Below are 17,074 nucleotides of genomic sequence, written 5' to 3'. Positions count from 1 at the left end.
TATGACCACTTTGTTTGATCATCCAGATCACTCATTGTATTCTAATGGCATGACGTTCTTACGTCAGCCAATGGTACAAAATATTACTGACATCAATGCTGATGTTGTGGTGTTAGGTTTGCCATTTGATATGGCAACCTCAGGACGTCCAGGTGCGCGTTTAGGCCCTGATGCGATTCGTCGTGCATCAGTGCATTTAGCATGGGAAGAAACAAAATACCCATGGACGTTCAAATTGTTCGAACGCCTAAAACTGGCTGATGCTGGAGATTTTACTTACCCTGTCGGTGACGCTGAATACTTTACCGCTAAGCTTGAACAAGCTGCTGCGGGTATTTTAAGCCAAGGTAAAGCAATTTTAGGTTTAGGGGGCGATCACTTTGTAACTTTACCGTTGTTACGTGCGCACGCTAAGCGCTTTGGTAAAATGGCGTTGGTGCATTTTGATGCCCATACTGATACTTATAGCAATGGCTCACGCTACGACCACGGCACCATGTTTTACCATGCGCCGATAGAAGGGCTGATTGATGTTGATCATAGTATCCAAATTGGTATTCGTACTGATTTTGATCAAAGCAAACACGAGTTTGCAGTGATTGATGCGATGGCGGCCAATGATTTATCGGCGCAAACGATTGCTGAGCAGATTAAAGCGAGAGTAGGTGATTTACCTGTGTATATCACTTTTGACATTGATTGCTTAGATCCGGCGTTTGCCCCTGGTACTGGAACACCGGTATGTGGTGGATTAACATCAGATAAAGTACTTAAGATATTACGTGCCCTTAAAGGCATTAATATGATTGGTATGGATGTTGTTGAAGTATCACCTTCGTACGACCAAAGTGAACTTACTGCGATTGCCGCAGCTACCATTGCCAGTGAGCTACTGCATTTGTGGACCTATAAAAATAAATACTGAGCAATAGCTCCAGTAGTAATCCCTCAAAACGTGCTCTAGGCACGTTTTTTATTTACCAGATCCTTATTATCCTCAATATTTTGCTTAAAGCTTAATTTATAATATAACGCGACTGATTAATTTGCTGAGTATGGTGTAACGATTACCGCTATTAACAGCATGTTAAGTAAGATAATGTGATAATTAGCTGCTACTATATTGATAGACACTGTCGCAAAAATTTTACTTGTGATGCTTTTTAGTTTGTTGTCAAAGTACATATAACAGGGGATTGATTATGCACCACGCTGTAGTTATTGGCGGCTTAGAATTTAGCCCGTTAGTGATTTATTTCCCAATGGCATTTATTTTAACCGCTTTGACTCGCTTTATTTTACATCGTTTGGATTGGCATGATCGCATCTGGAAAGTGGCCTGGTTTGAAGTGTCTTTATTTATGTGTTTTCTCGCCTTGAGTGTCTTTTTATTAAGTGGAAGATAAATAGAATGGTTAGATATTTACGTATTATGCTTACTATCGTCGTTATTATCGCGGCTATTTTTGCAGGCCGTTGGGTATGGACTGATTATATGCACACACCTTGGACACGCGATGGTCGCATTCGAGCTGATATTGTTACTATTGTGCCAGATGTATCAGGCTGGGTAACAAAATTAAATGTCAAAGATGGGCAGCAAGTTGCAAAAGGTGAACTGCTTTTTAGTGTTGACCAACAACGTTATCAGGCGGCTTATGATAAAAGTAAAGCAAATACTAACAATAGTTTATATAGCTGGGAACTGGCTAAACATAAGTATGAACGACGTAAAGCATTAAATACTCAACAAGCTATCAGTGAGGAAAGCTTAGAAGCGACCCGCATTAGTACTGAAATTGCCAAAGCAAATTACGACTTAGCGAAAGCGGATCAAACGGTGGCGCAATTAAATTTATCTCGCACGCAAGTTACGGCTCCAGTTGCCGGGCAAATTATTAATTTAAATCTACGCCAAGGCAATTATGTTGCACAGGGCATGCCTGTGTTCGCTATTGTTCAATCAGATTCATTTTATGTAACAGGCTATTTTGAGGAAACCAAAATCCCACTGATCCACACCAATCAAAAAGCGACAATAGAATTACTGAGCGATACAAAGCCATTAACCGGTCAGGTAGTGAGTATTGGTAAAGCAATCGCGAATATCAATACGCAAAGTAATAACCAACTTTTACCTCAAGTGCAGCAGACATTTAATTGGGTACGTTTATCGCAGCGTATTCCGGTTGATATTAAGCTAGATGCTTTGCCAGAAGGGATCCAGCTAAGCGCAGGTATGACAGCGACTATTCACCTTGCTACGGAATAGGTATTAGTTTTGCATCTTGTTTTAAATAATCTTCTATGCCCCAAAGAACAGGCTATCAAGTTTGCATTAAAAGGGGTGATTGCCATGGCAATGTCGTTGACAATTGCCATTTATTTAAATCTAGATCGACCTTATTGGGCACTTGTTTCTGCGGTGTTTTTACAGATCCGCCCTGAAAGTGGTCTCGTTATTGAAAAAGCGCTTTGTCAGATTGTAGGCACTTTGGTGGGTGGCCTATTTGGTATTTTAGTACTCACTCAGCTCAGTGCTTACCCTTATTTAGCGCTGGGTGGATTGGCTTTTTGGCTCGGTTTAAACTCTGCATTGTCAGCTATGGTGCGCCAAGCAAATTTTGTTTACGCATTTGCTATGGCCGGCGTAACGGCTGCTATCATTATTTTGTTAGTGATGGTAAACCCAGCAACGGTCAGTAGTGAAAGTATCTTCGCGGTGGCGCAATCACGAGTAAGTGAAATTATAGTCGGTTCGGTATGCGCAGGGTTAGTGAGCCATCTATTATGGCCTGTTAAGGTCAAGCAGCTCTTACAAACGCAGGCAAAGTCTGTCATTAATCAAACGTTACATTATTTGGTAACTGAGCTTGATAAAGCGGGTTCTTCTGAAAACCGTCATCAGCAAATAGATCGCATAATGGCAACGCTTGGCAGTATTAGTGAAGACTCAAGTGCAGTTCGCTACGAAGGGCCAAAAGGTCCAGGGCGTTCACGGGCTGCCAATCAAATCGCACAAAAAGTTTTATCTCTTCTTGCCTTAGTACAAATAATGGGGCGCTTACAGCGTAATCATCCTGAACAAATCACACCAAAGATTACTGAGTTAATCAAGCAATTAAAAGATATGTTTACGCTAATAGAAAAATCAGACTGCTTTGAATACTGTGCTAAAGAAGTCAAACAGTTGCGGCGCGCATTAACTGATCACCGGGCGCAACAAACCTGTGAGCTGCCATTTGAATCACACATTTTAAATGTCAGTTTAGATATCGCGAATGAATTAACAATTTTATTGCGGGCATATAAAGCATTAGAGCAACGAGATAAAACACTGCTTAATGCTCCGAGCATGTTGACATACCGAGATCCATTAGCAGGTATTATTGTTGGGTTTCGAACCAGCTTGGTATTTTCAATCGGGGCATTTATTTGGGTTAATACTGGATCATCCGCTGCATTATTGATCATGATTTTACCCGTTATTTTTTCGATTATGTTGGCCCGTATCCCGCTGGCAATTTTACAAATAGTTATGAAGCGATTGTTAGTTGGTGTTGTGGTAGCCTCGTTTGTGGCTATTTTTTATGCTTTAAACTTATTATCACAAAGTGGTGGGCAACTTGAAATATTATTGTTGGTGTTAGCTGGGCCATATTTTATTGGCTTATTGCTACTAGGCGATCAGCAAACGTTACCTTACGGGCTAGGGTTCTGTATTCCATTTACGATTTTAGTTAAGCCCAGTACTGACATGAGCCTTGCGTTTTCAATCAATTATACGCTCAGCTCAGCTTTGGCTATTTTTCTTGGAGTATGTATTTTATTTTGGATTTTCCAACTATTTACAGGTCCGAGTGTGCAGTTGTTAGTGCATCGCGTGTTTAAAGCAACCTATAAAGATTTATCAGAAATTCATCAACATAGCTCACCCGCTCTTTGGTATAACCGACGTATGGCTGATCGGTTACTGCGTTTAACCAATTATGATCAAGGCTCAGAATCACGTGCTATTACCGATCTTGCTTTAACTGGGCTTAATCTAGGTCATGCGTCGGTGCGTTTACACTCAATTTGCCAACAGGCAGTGGGTGATAATCAGCTTAAATATTTACAACGGTGGCAAAGCTCACTGGCTAGAGCCTTTTTGCTGGCTACAAAAGGCCAGTGCGATGATACGTTTACAATGGCTTGTGATGAGCTTTACAACGAACTGATGATACATGTGAGTGATACATATCAGCTTGAAGCCATTAAAGGTATGTTTATCCGTATTAATATGACTTTTGAACGCAGCGCAAACAGCATTAATTGATCCTGTGAGGTTTTTTCAAGTTCAGAACTCGATGTTAAATCTGCTATACTGTGCCCATCATTTTATGGGGCTGTTATGATTTCAAAAAACCAACTCAAGTTAATTCGTGCATTAGGTCAAAAAAAGTACCGAAAGCAACATAATCAATACCTTGTGCAAGGTGAAAAAAACGTACTTGAGTTATTGGCAAGTGGTTTAACAATTATTGATATATTTGCGACAGCAGCCTTTATTGCGCAGTTCCAGCAGCAGTTTACTCACGTAAACATGATTGAAGCCGATGAAGATGTGTTAACTAAAGCAAGTACTTTAGTGAGTAATAATGCAGCTATTGCGATAGTTGACATGCCAACAGCGAGTGCACCGCAGGCAAGCGGTTTAATCTTAGCCCTTGATGGCGTATCTGATCCAGGCAATTTAGGTACCATTATCAGAGTAGCTGATTGGTATGGGATCAAGCATATTGTCACCAGCACAGATAGTGCCGATGCTTATAACCCTAAAACTATTAGCGCCACTATGGGCTCGTTTGTTAGAGTCTCAGTGAGTCAAGTTGAGTTGCCTGCGTACTTAAGTGGTTTAAACTTACCTATTTATGGCGCTTTTTTAGATGGAAAAAGCGTGCATAAAACTCAATTTACAGGCCAAGGTGTTTTGTTAATGGGTAGTGAGTCTCATGGAATACGTCAAGCTTGCGCAGCATTGGTAACAGATAAAATAACCATCCCCGCTTTTGGTGGTGCAGAATCTCTCAATGTAGCCATGGCAACGGGTATTATTTTAGATAATTTTAAACGCCAAGCTTAATCCCTGTACTTACTTTTATCGTCAAGAACGGTTAAATTAAATACTCAAGCTATAACAATAACAATCGGTAAACCAATTAGATGCGTTTGAGCACCATAAAATTAGCGGGTTTTAAATCTTTTGTAGAGCCCACTAAAATTCCATTCCCAGATCAAATGACCTGTGTCGTTGGCCCAAACGGCTGCGGCAAGTCTAATGTCATCGATGCTGTGCGTTGGGTGCTTGGCGAAAGCTCTGCTAAAAATCTGCGTGGCGATGCCATGACCGATGTTATTTTTAATGGCTCAACCAATCGCAAACCTATTTCTCAAGCGTCGGTTGAGTTGATTTTTGATAATACCCAAGGGCACTTACCGAATACTTTTGCCGATCGAAATCAAGTGGCGATTAAACGTTTGGTAACACGCGACGGGCAATCGCTGTATTTTCTCAATGGCAGTAAATGCCGCAAACGAGATATTACCGATATATTTTTAGGCACAGGTCTTGGTCCGCGTAGTTATGCGATTATCGAGCAGGGCATGATCTCGCGTTTAATTGAGAGTAAACCGGCAGATTTACGGGTGTTTTTAGAAGAAGCAGCAGGCGTTTCAAAATACAAAGAGCGCCGTCGTGAAACGCAAACCCGGATCAAAAGTACCCGCGAAAACCTTGAACGCTTACTCGATGTTCGCCAAGAGCTGCAAGCACAAGTTGATAAACTGGCAGTACAGTCAGTTGAAGCAAAAAAATACCGCGAGTTAAAAACCCAAGAGCGCACTTTAAAAGGGCAACTAGCGGTCTTAAAATGGCAAAAGCTACATCAGCAACAAGTGACTAAAGCCGACACAATGGCCAAGCTGAATGAGCAAATTAGCTTTTTTAAAACTGCTCATTCAGGTCATGACGATGTACTAGCAAGCCTTGAAAACCAAGTGCAATTGCAACTTGAAAAACTCAATGATGCGCAGCAAGCCCAGCACCAAACGCACACTGAATTGACTCGTGCTGAGCAACAGCAAATAAACTTAAAACAACAACAACAAGCGTTTAGTCACAATCTGATCAAACAGCAACAGTTGCAGTTACAAAATCAGCAGCTGCAACAACAACAAAAAGACCATACTGATGAGCTACAAAATGCGTTACAAGAGGCAATTGAACATACTTTAATATGTACAGAACAAGTCACTGAGATGGCCGACGCGGTGGCACAGTTGCACAGTGCCAAGCAGCGCAGTGCTACTGATTGGCAACGAGTTAATGAGCAGTTTCAGGCTATTAATACGCAATATAGCAAGCAACAAAATATAGCAGATCAACAGCTGCAAAATTTGCACTATATTAAAAACCAGCAAACGGCATTAGAAAGCGAATTAATAGAGCTGGCAGAAAATCCAATTGCTGAACAAGTAGCGCAGCAGCAGCAGTTAATGCAGTCACTAACGCAAGAGTTAGCAGCAAAACAAACTGCCTTAAACAAAGTAAATAGTAATCATCAACAAGCTCAAACCGTGTTATGCACCTGCCAAGATGCACATCAAACACTAGCACAACAACAAAACGAGAATAAAGCCAAAATAGCAGGCTTGAATACAATACTCGCAGATACTCCAGCGCAAGGTAGTGGCGATGTTTTGGCACAGTTAGTTGTACGTACTGGATTTGAGCATGTGGTTGAACAAGCATTACAAGGGCTTGAACAATTAAATGTGTCATCTATAGCAACACCTAACGGAGTATGGCCAACTACCGACACCGCACCGCAAAGCTCATTAGCGGTGTTTATAGAGCAAGGGGTTTACCCTGATTTATTACATCGCATTAAGTATAAAAATGATTTTGAACATAATGATTTAGCGGATGAGTATTGGCTTGCAGTGATAGATCGCCAAGGTAATATTCAGGGCCGCAATTGGTATCAACAAGCCAGTAAAAGTGCGGAAAATTCGTTGCTGATCAAACATAAACAGTTGGCCGAAGCAACGCAGTTAGCATCTCAACTCAGTGACGAACTAGCTATACAAAGCAATAAGCTTACAGAACAACAGCAAATCTGTGAGCAATTGAAGGCACAAAGCGAAGAGTTAAAAGCAGCGGTACATCAGCTTGCTCAACAAGTGGCCTCAGGAAGCACTCGTCGCGATATGCTCAAAGAGCAATTACAGCAGTTTCAGAATCAACAGCATAAATTACAAGCAAAGCTACAGCAGTTAAACGTTGAACACACGAGCATAGAGAATAAAGTGGCTGAACAACAGCAAAACATAGCAAGTGTGGCAAAACAGCGTGATGAAATAAGTGTTGCGCTTAATGATGCTCAAGTGCAGCAGCAACACACTGATGAGCAATTTAAACAGGCTAACGCTCAGCTTGAACACTATAAAACGCTTGCCCATCAGGCGACGCTAAGTGAGCAAAAAGCGCGCAGTGAATGCCAACTCAGTGACACTAAATTACAGCATGCAACGACCGCCAGCGAAACCGCCAGTGAAGCTGTCAGTGAGTTAACCGCGCAAATTGAAGAGTTGGTGATCCCATTAGAAGAGGTCGCAGAGCAAATAATATTATTGTTGGAGCAACATCAACAAAGTGACATTGAACTCAAAAATTTGCAAAGTGCATTGACGGAAGCTAAAACAGCTTTTGTAGATAAACAAACAACGCTTAAAGCGTCGCAGGGGGAGCTGGTACTTTTACAAGAACAATTACAACAACTTGCCCTCGAAGAGCAGAGCTTATTAATTAAAGCACAGGCAGCTCTTGAACCTCTGGGTGAGTTACAGCAAAACTTGAAAGAAGTATTGGCACAGCTCCCTGAAAACGCCAATATAAACACTTATCAAGGACAGCTTAATAAAGTTGGACAAAGTTTAAGTGACTTGGGCGCGGTAAACTTAGCGGCGATTGATGAGTTTGAACAAGCGCAGCAGCGTAGCCAGTATTTAGATCGTCAAGTCGAGGATTTAAGCAAAGCATTAACGACACTTGAAGGTGCAATTGGAAAAATTGATCGCGAAACCAAAACGCGTTTTAAAATGACTTTTGATCAAGTGAATCTCGATTTTGGTCAGTTATTTCCTAAAGTATTTGGCGGTGGCAGTGCATATCTTGAATTAACCAGTGATGACTTACTGGAAAGTGGTGTTAGTATAATGGCACGCCCACCGGGCAAGAAAAATTCAACAATTCACCTTTTAAGTGGTGGAGAAAAAGCGCTGACCGCATTATCATTGGTATTTTCAATATTCAGGCTCAATCCAGCTCCGTTCTGTATGCTGGATGAAGTTGATGCACCATTGGATGATGCGAATGTTGGGCGATTTTGCCGATTAGTGGAAGAAATGTCACAATCGGTGCAATTTATTTATATCAGTCATAATAAAATTGCCATGGAAATGGCTGGCAGGTTGACGGGTGTAACAATGGCTGAACCGGGCGTTTCGCGTGTGGTCGCTGTAGATATTGAACAAGCGGTGCAAATGGCACATGCATAAATATTAATATTTGAGTAGATAAATAATAAAGGTGAGGGGATGGCCGAACAATTAAGATGGGTTTTAATCATTATCAGTGTAATTGTCATTGGTGGATTATTAATACATGGCCTATGGTCAGTTCGTAAAAAAGACGCACCCGTTGCGACCAATGATGAGCGGGTTGAGCCTGCAGATCAAGCGCCTACTGAGCGTCAAAGCGTAGCTGAGCCAGCATCTCATACTGAGCGTGATGAACCGCAGTTTGGGGATTTAAGCTTCAGTGCTGATGAAAAGCAACCACACTCTTTTGCAGCGTCAGATGACGAACCTGCCGCTGAGGTTGATGATGTGACTACTGCAACAGATGCAAGCGTAGAGGATGAAGCTGAGCAACCGGCTGCAAGTGATTTTATCATTGTGCATATTCAAATGCCTGAAGGCTTGAGTATGGAAGGCAGCAAATTATTGCCAGCAGTAAACACACTTGGCTTTAAGTACTCTGAAGAAGGCTTTTTTAATCGCCATTTAGATCCTGCTGGTCATGGTCCAGTGCTGTTTCGGTTAGTGAACATGTACAACCCTGGTACTTTTGACATAGATAATATGGAACAATTTAGCACCGCTGGAATTAGCTTGTTTATGACCTTGCCGTGTGATGGTGACGGGCTTGCTGCATTTAATATGTTGCACAGTGCGGCTAAAAAGTTAGCAGATGAATTTGGCGCCGTTATTTTAGACTCACAACGAGAAGAAATGACCGTTGATAGTGTGCGCAATTATGTTGAAAAAGTGAGACGCTTTTCAGCTTAATCACCTGCAATATACAGTTAATTAATTAAGAATTTTATAAGCCACTTGGCGATAACTCGTTTAAGTGGCTTTTTTATGTTTTTTGAGGTCAGTATGTCCACTTTAGTGTTAGCGCAAATAACGCAACTTCGTCAGCAGTTAGAAGATCACAATCATAATTATTATGTACTTGATAACCCAAGCATTCCTGATGCAGAGTATGATCGTTTATTACAACAATTAAGTGCGCTTGAGGTAGCAAATCCTGAGTACTTGAGTACTGATTCACCGACCCAGAAAGTAGGCGGTGCGGCGCTTGCTAAGTTTGAGCAAGTCACTCATCAAGTGCCGATGTTGTCACTTGATAACGCATTTAGTGAAGAAGAGTTCAGCGCTTTTAATCGCCGCATTAAAGAACGTTTGATGGATAACAATGAGCTGACCTTTTGCTGTGAACCAAAACTTGACGGTTTAGCGGTGTCGATTTTATACCGTAATGGTGTGTTAGTGCAGGCGGCAACGCGTGGCGACGGGCACACCGGCGAAAATATTACCACTAACGTTAAAACGATTCGTAATGTACCGCTAAAATTACGTGGTGATGACTTTCCCGAGGAAATTGAAATTCGTGGTGAAGTGTTCATGGATAGCGCCGGATTTGACAAACTTAATGCTGAAGCCGAAAAGCGTGGCGACAAAGTATTTGTTAATCCACGTAATGCAGCCGCAGGCAGCTTGCGTCAACTCGATTCAAAGATCACCGCCAAGCGACCTTTGATGTTTTATGCCTACAGTATTGGCGTAGTAACAAATGGTGAATTACCAAGTGATCATTACCAGCAATTGGCTAAGCTAACTGACTGGGGGTTACCACTTTGCCCGGAAACAAAATTAGTCGAAGGCCAGCAAGCTGCTTTGGATTACTATCAAGATATACTTGAGCGCCGCAGCAGCTTAAAGTATGAAATTGATGGTGTGGTGATTAAAATAAATAACAAAGCACTACAAGAGCGGTTAGGTTTTGTAGCGCGAGCTCCGCGTTGGGCGATTGCGTATAAGTTTCCTGCGCAAGAAGAAATCACTCAGCTACTGGATGTTGAATTTCAGGTAGGGCGCACTGGCGCAATTACCCCTGTGGCTCGTTTAGAGCCGGTATTTGTTGGTGGTGTCACGGTTTCAAATGCAACGTTACACAATCGTGATGAAATAGAGCGTTTGGGTGTAAAAATTGGCGATACTGTGATCATTCGCCGTGCTGGTGATGTGATCCCACAAATTACTCAAGTGGTATTAGAGCGCCGTCCAACTGATGCCAAAGAGATTGAGTTTCCGGCTACTTGTCCAATTTGTGACTCCCATGTTGAACGCATTGAAGGCGAAGCCGTAGCGCGCTGTACAGGAGGCCTCGTGTGCCAAGCACAGCGTAAAGAAGCGATCAAACACTTTGCTTCACGCAAAGCACTCGATATCGATGGCCTTGGCGATAAAATTGTTGAACAGCTGGTGGACAGAGAGCTCATTAAAACGCCCGCAGACTTATTCATACTTAAACAAGGACATTTTGAATCGCTTGAGCGCATGGGGCCAAAATCGGCGAAAAACTTAGTAGCTGCACTTGATGATGCAAAACAAACGACGTTGGCCAAGTTTTTATACTCATTAGGTATTCGTGAAGTTGGTGAAGCGACGGCGCAAAATTTAGCTAATCACTTTTTAACGCTAGATAAAGTAACTGCGGCAACAACTGAAGCGTTAGTCGAAGTTAGTGATGTTGGGGAAATTGTAGCCAAGCATGTGCGTGGTTTTTTTGCTGAGCAACATAATTTAGATGTCGTAACTGCCTTGCTGGAGCAGGGTATTCATTGGCCAGAACTCACGCCGCCAAGTGAAGACTCACAACCGTTAGCAGGCTTAACCTATGTGTTAACGGGTACTTTGAACGAGCTTAATCGAAATGATGCAAAAGCACGCTTGCAGCAGTTAGGGGCGAAAGTTTCAGGTAGTGTATCAGCTAAAACCGATGCGTTAATAGCGGGTGAAAAAGCCGGTTCTAAGCTCACGAAAGCACAAGATTTAGGCATTGAAATACTGACCGAAGATGATTTAATTGCATTACTGGCGCAACATAATGGATAGCATTATTACGCTTTTTCAGGATTTAGCACTGACCTTTGGTCAGTGGCTAAAGCCTTACTTATATAATATCGCATTGTTACTGGTGGTGTGTTTGGTGTCTTTGTATGCAAATGAGATTATCAAAACCACGAAACGCTTTGTAGCAAGGCGCCACTTTATACTCAGAGTATGTGCATTTGTACTGGTAACCGGGTTTGGTTTTGGCTTGTTAGTAGTATTTGTCACTCCATTACTAAGCCAGTTACTGATGTTCTTTGGTGTGCGCTGGTTAGGTGTTACAGCCGTGGCAGCATTCATATTACTTGGCGTAGTAGCCGAGAGGAAAAACCAGTTATGAAGCGTTATGGACCAGAGTATTGGGACAAATATGGCACCTATCGCACTCCAATCGCGTTTCATTTGAGTTTACTGGTATTACTTCGTGCCTACTTTATTTGGATCATTGCGGCACTGAGCAGGCGTCCTGAGCTTGATTTAATGTCATTAGTGTTTAGATCTAAAGCTGACTTTTTCAGTGCATTGGCTATTGGTGCAATAGCCATTATTCCTGCCGTAATTTTTTGTTTGCGCAGGCCACAAAAAAGCGCAGACAGTGCAGCATGGTTAGCGCGAGTGTGGCGTTTTATGCGGTGGCCATTATTAGCATGTGCAGCGATAGATTTAAGCTGGCTGATTATTCAAGCCGCTCATAGTTATTATCAGTTTTCGATGTTTTTAGCGCTGCAAATGGTGACGGTATTGTGGGTATTATTATATTTAGCAAAAAGTCGTTATTTAACGGTGTTTTTTAATGATTGGCCCGATCCTGAAACCGATGAAAAAAGTGCAAGTAAGTAATTTAGGTTAACGTTGCAAGGAGTCTTTGATGCGTAAAATTAATCAATTACTGGCGCTGATCGTTGGCTGTTTCGGTATCGTGTTATTATTGTTGAGTGTATTTACCATGTTATTTCAGCAAGCGTGGTTTGTATTGTTAATAGCTGTATGGCTATTTGTATTTAGCTCATGCTGTTATCGGCTAACACCACTATTTAAAGCACGTAATAGCCTAGATAAGTTTATTCGACGCGAACAACAGCACCTTTTGGTCTTTACCCTTTCAGGTTTTTTTGACCGTACTCACGGCCCACAATGGCTGCTTATTGATAGTATCAAGGAAATACAGTGCCATGATGACCAATTCTTAATTCTCTCCAGCGAACAGCGTCAATGCTCAATAGGCTTACCGGCAACTAAAGCAGAGCTAACACAATACTTTAATACACTATTGACTGAAAATGAAAAAAAATTAATTACCATTGTATGAAACTAAATAGTGATCAACAGGGTATATATAGTATGTAACAGCAAATAGGCTTAGTAAGAAGCTGTCATTGGTGTACTGAAGCTATTTAGCTCACTAATAGGCGTTGAGTCTGTTGAGATGGCTGGTTTAACAGTGCAGATAAACGTAGCTAGTGAGTTTAAACATTCCCCTAGCCAGTACCAAAATTATTTTTCACCCCCTACAAAACCATTTTGTGCAGTGCGGATAAATCCAAGCTGACAATGTTATTAGCGCGATACCATGATAATGTGGATAGCAGTAAATTAACCCATCTTACTCAATGAGGTCAGTTATGTTGAATTGGAATGATATTCTAAACGTTGCCAATAAAGGCAATCCAGAGCCGAGCCGTAAAGTAGTAAAAACCGAGCAGCAATGGCGTGAAAAATTAACCGAAGAAGCCTTTTATGTGACTCGTAATAAAGGCACAGAGCGCCCACACAGCTCAGATAGCTGCACCTTGTTTGAACCTGGTAAGTACGCCTGTGTATGTTGTGATAACTTATTATTTGATGGTGATGAAAAATTTGATAGCGGCACTGGCTGGCCATCATTTACTCAACCCGCGCAACTAAACTCGATTGCTTACAATGGTGACAAGACCCATGGTATGCAAAGAATAGAAACTGTATGTAATGTATGTGATGCGCACTTAGGTCATGTATTCCCAGATGGACCAATGCCAAGTGGTCTGCGTTATTGTATAAACGCGGTCTCATTGAAGAAGGTGTAATTTATTAGCTCGTAATTGACAATAACCAATGCCTTACTGAATTTACATGATCCGATTCCAGTAAGGCTGGATTTTAAAAGTCATATCACCGCTTGTCAGCGATATTTTGAATTCCTCATTCTTATAAACAACACCTTATCTAAACTATTTATTATTCTATTTGGTTTTGCCTGGCTCTTCTAGATTAGCAAGTGTTAGCCCCATACTCGTTGCTTGTTGTACTATTTTATTAAAGCGTTGTTGCTGCTCGTTGTCTAATGTTGTCGTATTGAGTAACGCATAGCATTTTTTTGCCATCATTAGGTTTAACGTTTGGCCATTTTGCTTGGAACTATCAAATAGACACTGCAATAAATTTAAAGCAATACTTGGATTACGAGGCATTACTCTAAATGCTTGTGTGAATGCTTCAAGAGCGGTATTTAATTGACCACGGTTAAACTGTGTAACTGCATGGTTATTCAGCTCTTTAGGGCCCATTTTTATATCACGGCGTTCACTTTGTTGTTGTTGAATATAACGTAAATAAACAGCATCGCTCACTGTTGGATGACGTTCACAATGACTAATAATTTGGTTAAATAATGACTGTGCTTTGTGGTGAAACCCCAGTTCATGAAATGCCTTTGCTTTATCAAGTGCGCCGTCTACAGAGCGAATGTGGCTATCGTCATCGTCGAGCTGCTCAATCAACATTTTCGCTTTTTGATGCTCATCTTTCAAATAGTGTAAACGGGCATTTAAAACATCTATTTGCGCCTGATTGTGACTATTTGGAAATTGGCTTTTTAAATCAGCTAAGTATTTATTGGTTTGTCTTGAAATACGTTGAATCTGATCGCTTTGATCTGTTGTTAGTGCAAAATCAATACCCGCCCGTGCTGCATTTAAATATACGTCAGGGTGATCGTGAATCGAATGTTTGGCAAAGTTGGCGATGTCTTTTTGTGTAAGGTAATTTTTTTCATAATCATGATTTACCAGCGATACATGGCTAAGTGATTTTTGGCGTTCGATATTGCGTGGAGCTATATCAACGGCTTGGCTTAAAAAATCTTGCGCTAATTCAAATTGGTTTAATTTAATCTCCAGCTTACCAAGTAAATCGAGTGCGACTAATCGTGTTTCATGACGGAGCAGCATCGTTTTTAGCATTCTTTGCGCAAGAATATGCTCGTTATTCGCAATCAATGCTTCAACTAAACCTACCTTTGCCCATGTAAATTTTTGAATATCAAGAACTGATTTAAAGAAAGCTTTTGCGGTATCTGCTCGTTTTAAGCGAAGTAGGGCGTCACCTTTTAAACGCAATAATATTGCACTATAAGCATTGCCTTTTTCATCAAGCGCAGTATTGATTGCTTTTAGCGCTTTAGAGTCATTCCCATCGTCAATGAAATTATATATTGCTTGTAAATGATTTTTACGCAGCAAAATTCGTTCTATACGTGTTTTAAGATCATATATGGTGAATGGCTTGACTAAAAAGTCATCGGGTTGCAGTTCAAGCACGCTGTGTACCAAAGAACCACTGGTTTCAGCTGAAATAAAAATGAACCCAGTAGAGTTTTTTATTAAACGCTTAACGCGTAACTCTTCATATAGCTGATAGCCGTCTTGCTGCTTACTTAAATTAAAAGAGCAAACAATCAGATCAAACTGTTCACTGGTGCACTGCTCTTTAGCCGAATTTGCATGTTCAGCAAAGCGCAGCTGTCGAAAGCCAAGTTTTTCGAGCGACTGTTTCATATAGCTTTGAGCAAGAGGTTGCTCTTCAACTATAAGTATTTTTGCATTAGAAAAAATCTTTGCTGGCATTAGACTTGTGACCACATGAACGTATCAGAGACTATAATAAACAGTCTAGTCGCTGACAAGGGAATTTAAAATTTAATACCGCAGACTTCGTTTATTTGATCAGTTATGAATTTTCAAGCAGCTTGATTATCCAAATTTAGGTAGCGCTAGTTATTGCTTGAGGATTTTTATAGAGATAGGAGACCCTAGCTTTTTAAAGCGCCTAGGTTGATGCTTTTCAAACTTAATTATCCATCAAGGAACACATTAAAAGAGTTTCAGGTTTGGAAAAGAATTAGCGTATTTAGAGGCTTTTTGAATTTTATTTTTAACAGAATTACTAAGAGGTTTTATATGTGGTGGGTGATACTGGACTTGTACCAGTGACCCTCGCCATTATTTGTAAAGGGTGGCGATGCTCTTTTTTTTCAACTGAGCTAATTATCGATTAAAGAATATAACGTAAGGTTTGATTGAGGGTATTAAAAGGTTTTATATGTGGTGGGTGATTCTGGACTTGTACCAGTGACCCTCGCCATTATTTGTGAAGGGTGGCGATGCTCTTTTTTTCAACTGAGCTAATTATCGATTAAAGAATATAACGTAAGGTTTGATTGATGATATTAAGAGGTTTTATATGTGGTGGGTGATACTGGACTTGAACCAGTGATCCTCGCCATTATTTGTGAAGGGTGGCGATGCTTTTTTTTTAAACTGAGCTAATTATCGATTAAAGAATATAACGTAAGGTTTGATTGATGATATTAAAAGGTTGTATATGTGGTGGGTGATACTGGACTTGAACCAGTGATCCTCGCCATTATTTGTGAAGGGTGGCGATGCTCTTTCTTTTCAGCTGAGCTAATTATCGATTAAAGAATATAACGTAAGGTTTGATTGAGGGTTTTAAAAGGTTTTATATGTGGTGGGTGATACTGGACTTGAACCAGTGACCCTCGCCTTGTAAGGGCGATGCTCTCCCAACTGAGCTAATCACCCACATATAATTTTGATTAAATGGTGGGTCGTACTGGACTTGAACCAGTGACCCTCGCCTTGTAAGGGCGATGCTCTCCCAACTGAGCTAACGACCCCATATAATCAATTACTAAACTTTACGATAACCATTTTATAAATGGTGGGTCGTACTGGACTTGAACCAGTGACCCTCGCCTTGTAAGGGCGATGCTCTCCCAACTGAGCTAACGACCCGTAAAGTTTTATATCTAAATGGTGGGTGATACTGGACTTGAACCAGTGACCCTCGCCTTGTAAGGGCGATGCTCTCCCAACTGAGCTAATCACCCATTTAGATATCATGTAATATGCACCATTCTAAGAATGGTGGGTCGTACTGGACTTGAACCAGTGACCCTCGCCTTGTAAGGGCGATGCTCTCCCAACTGAGCTAACGACCCATATTACAAATTTAAAACGCTACTATTAAAATAAATAGTACTGGATTTTAACCAGTGAACCTCGCCGTTAGTTGTAAATAGCGGTGATGCTCTCTTTTCTTGTAACTGAGCTTGTGACCCATATTACAAATTTAAAACATGCAACTACTAATAAAATAACAGGTTTTATATGTGGTGGGTGATACTGGACTTGAACCAGTGACCCTCGCCTTGTAAGGGCGATGCTCTCCCAACTGAGCTAATCACCCACATATAAATTAAAACGCTACTATTAAAATAAATAGTACTGGA

At 41.1% G+C, this 17,074-nt stretch carries 13 protein-coding genes and 6 tRNA genes; 12 read left to right on the top strand and 7 right to left on the bottom strand.

Annotated features, from left to right (window positions below):
- Position 1: 1 nt before the first annotated feature.
- The 12 genes from speB (at position 2) to msrB (ending at position 13,568) form a co-directional block, all read left to right on the top strand.
- On the top strand, positions 2 to 925 hold the full coding sequence (speB, locus tag H5187_RS15605; protein WP_182761981.1) for an agmatinase: 924 nt from the start codon (positions 2 to 4) through the stop codon (positions 923 to 925).
- A gap of 277 nt (positions 926 to 1,202) precedes the next feature.
- Complete coding sequence (locus tag H5187_RS15600; protein ID WP_149980705.1) at positions 1,203 to 1,406, top strand: DUF1656 domain-containing protein; 204 nt, start codon at positions 1,203 to 1,205, stop codon at positions 1,404 to 1,406.
- 5 nt (positions 1,407 to 1,411) lie between these two features.
- Complete coding sequence (locus H5187_RS15595; RefSeq protein ID WP_182798019.1) at positions 1,412 to 2,272, top strand: HlyD family secretion protein; 861 nt, start codon at positions 1,412 to 1,414, stop codon at positions 2,270 to 2,272.
- A 9-nt stretch (positions 2,273 to 2,281) separates the two neighbouring features.
- Complete coding sequence (locus tag H5187_RS15590; protein ID WP_182784628.1) at positions 2,282 to 4,318, top strand: FUSC family protein; 2,037 nt, start codon at positions 2,282 to 2,284, stop codon at positions 4,316 to 4,318.
- 75 nt (positions 4,319 to 4,393) lie between these two features.
- Positions 4,394 to 5,125, top strand: a complete 732-nt coding sequence (locus H5187_RS15585; protein WP_149980702.1) for an RNA methyltransferase — start codon at positions 4,394 to 4,396, stop codon at positions 5,123 to 5,125.
- A gap of 80 nt (positions 5,126 to 5,205) precedes the next feature.
- Positions 5,206 to 8,601: a chromosome segregation SMC family protein gene (locus tag H5187_RS15580; RefSeq protein WP_182798018.1), complete on the top strand. Its 3,396-nt coding sequence runs from the start codon at positions 5,206 to 5,208 to the stop codon at positions 8,599 to 8,601.
- Between the two features lie 39 nt (positions 8,602 to 8,640).
- The gene (zipA, locus tag H5187_RS15575; protein WP_149980700.1) at positions 8,641 to 9,393 is read left to right on the top strand and encodes a cell division protein ZipA; all 753 of its coding nucleotides are present in this window, start codon (positions 8,641 to 8,643) and stop codon (positions 9,391 to 9,393) included.
- Between the two features lie 93 nt (positions 9,394 to 9,486).
- Entirely contained in the window at positions 9,487 to 11,508 is a 2,022-nt protein-coding gene (gene ligA / locus H5187_RS15570) for an NAD-dependent DNA ligase LigA (protein WP_149980699.1), read from the top strand.
- Positions 11,501 to 11,845 (top strand): DUF3392 family protein, encoded by a 345-nt coding sequence (locus H5187_RS15565; protein ID WP_145240691.1) that lies wholly within the window; start codon positions 11,501 to 11,503, stop codon positions 11,843 to 11,845. The genes ligA and H5187_RS15565 overlap by 8 nt, the downstream gene beginning before the upstream one ends.
- Complete coding sequence (locus H5187_RS15560; protein WP_149980698.1) at positions 11,842 to 12,345, top strand: DUF2919 domain-containing protein; 504 nt, start codon at positions 11,842 to 11,844, stop codon at positions 12,343 to 12,345. Before H5187_RS15565 ends, H5187_RS15560 begins: the two co-directional genes overlap by 4 nt.
- 28 nt (positions 12,346 to 12,373) lie before the next feature.
- Complete coding sequence (locus H5187_RS15555; RefSeq protein WP_149980697.1) at positions 12,374 to 12,814, top strand: hypothetical protein; 441 nt, start codon at positions 12,374 to 12,376, stop codon at positions 12,812 to 12,814.
- A 313-nt stretch (positions 12,815 to 13,127) separates the two neighbouring features.
- Positions 13,128 to 13,568, top strand: a complete 441-nt coding sequence (gene msrB / locus H5187_RS15550; RefSeq protein ID WP_182794758.1) for a peptide-methionine (R)-S-oxide reductase MsrB — start codon at positions 13,128 to 13,130, stop codon at positions 13,566 to 13,568.
- Positions 13,569 to 13,724: 156 nt separating this feature from the next.
- On the opposite strand, the gene H5187_RS15545 is transcribed toward msrB, so the two are convergent.
- The 7 genes from H5187_RS15545 to H5187_RS15515 form a co-directional block, all read right to left on the bottom strand.
- Positions 13,725 to 15,386, bottom strand: a complete 1,662-nt coding sequence (locus tag H5187_RS15545) for a tetratricopeptide repeat-containing response regulator (RefSeq protein ID WP_182719191.1) — start codon at positions 15,384 to 15,386, stop codon at positions 13,725 to 13,727.
- Positions 15,387 to 16,288: 902 nt separating this feature from the next.
- Positions 16,289 to 16,364 (bottom strand) — tRNA-Val (locus H5187_RS15540).
- 19 nt (positions 16,365 to 16,383) lie between these two features.
- Positions 16,384 to 16,459 (bottom strand) — tRNA-Val (locus H5187_RS15535).
- A gap of 42 nt (positions 16,460 to 16,501) precedes the next feature.
- Positions 16,502 to 16,577, bottom strand: a tRNA-Val gene (locus tag H5187_RS15530).
- A gap of 19 nt (positions 16,578 to 16,596) precedes the next feature.
- Positions 16,597 to 16,672: transfer RNA gene (locus H5187_RS15525), tRNA-Val, on the bottom strand.
- A 35-nt stretch (positions 16,673 to 16,707) separates the two neighbouring features.
- Positions 16,708 to 16,783: transfer RNA gene (locus H5187_RS15520), tRNA-Val, on the bottom strand.
- Between the two features lie 172 nt (positions 16,784 to 16,955).
- Positions 16,956 to 17,031, bottom strand: a tRNA-Val gene (locus H5187_RS15515).
- Between the last annotated feature and the right edge of the window lie 43 nt (positions 17,032 to 17,074).

This window comes from Pseudoalteromonas sp. SG44-1, assembly GCF_014164315.1.
Classification (GTDB): Bacteria; Pseudomonadota; Gammaproteobacteria; order Enterobacterales; family Alteromonadaceae; genus Pseudoalteromonas; species Pseudoalteromonas rhizosphaerae.
Note: the sequence above shows the minus strand (reverse complement) of the source record. Positions and strands in the feature narration are given on the sequence as shown.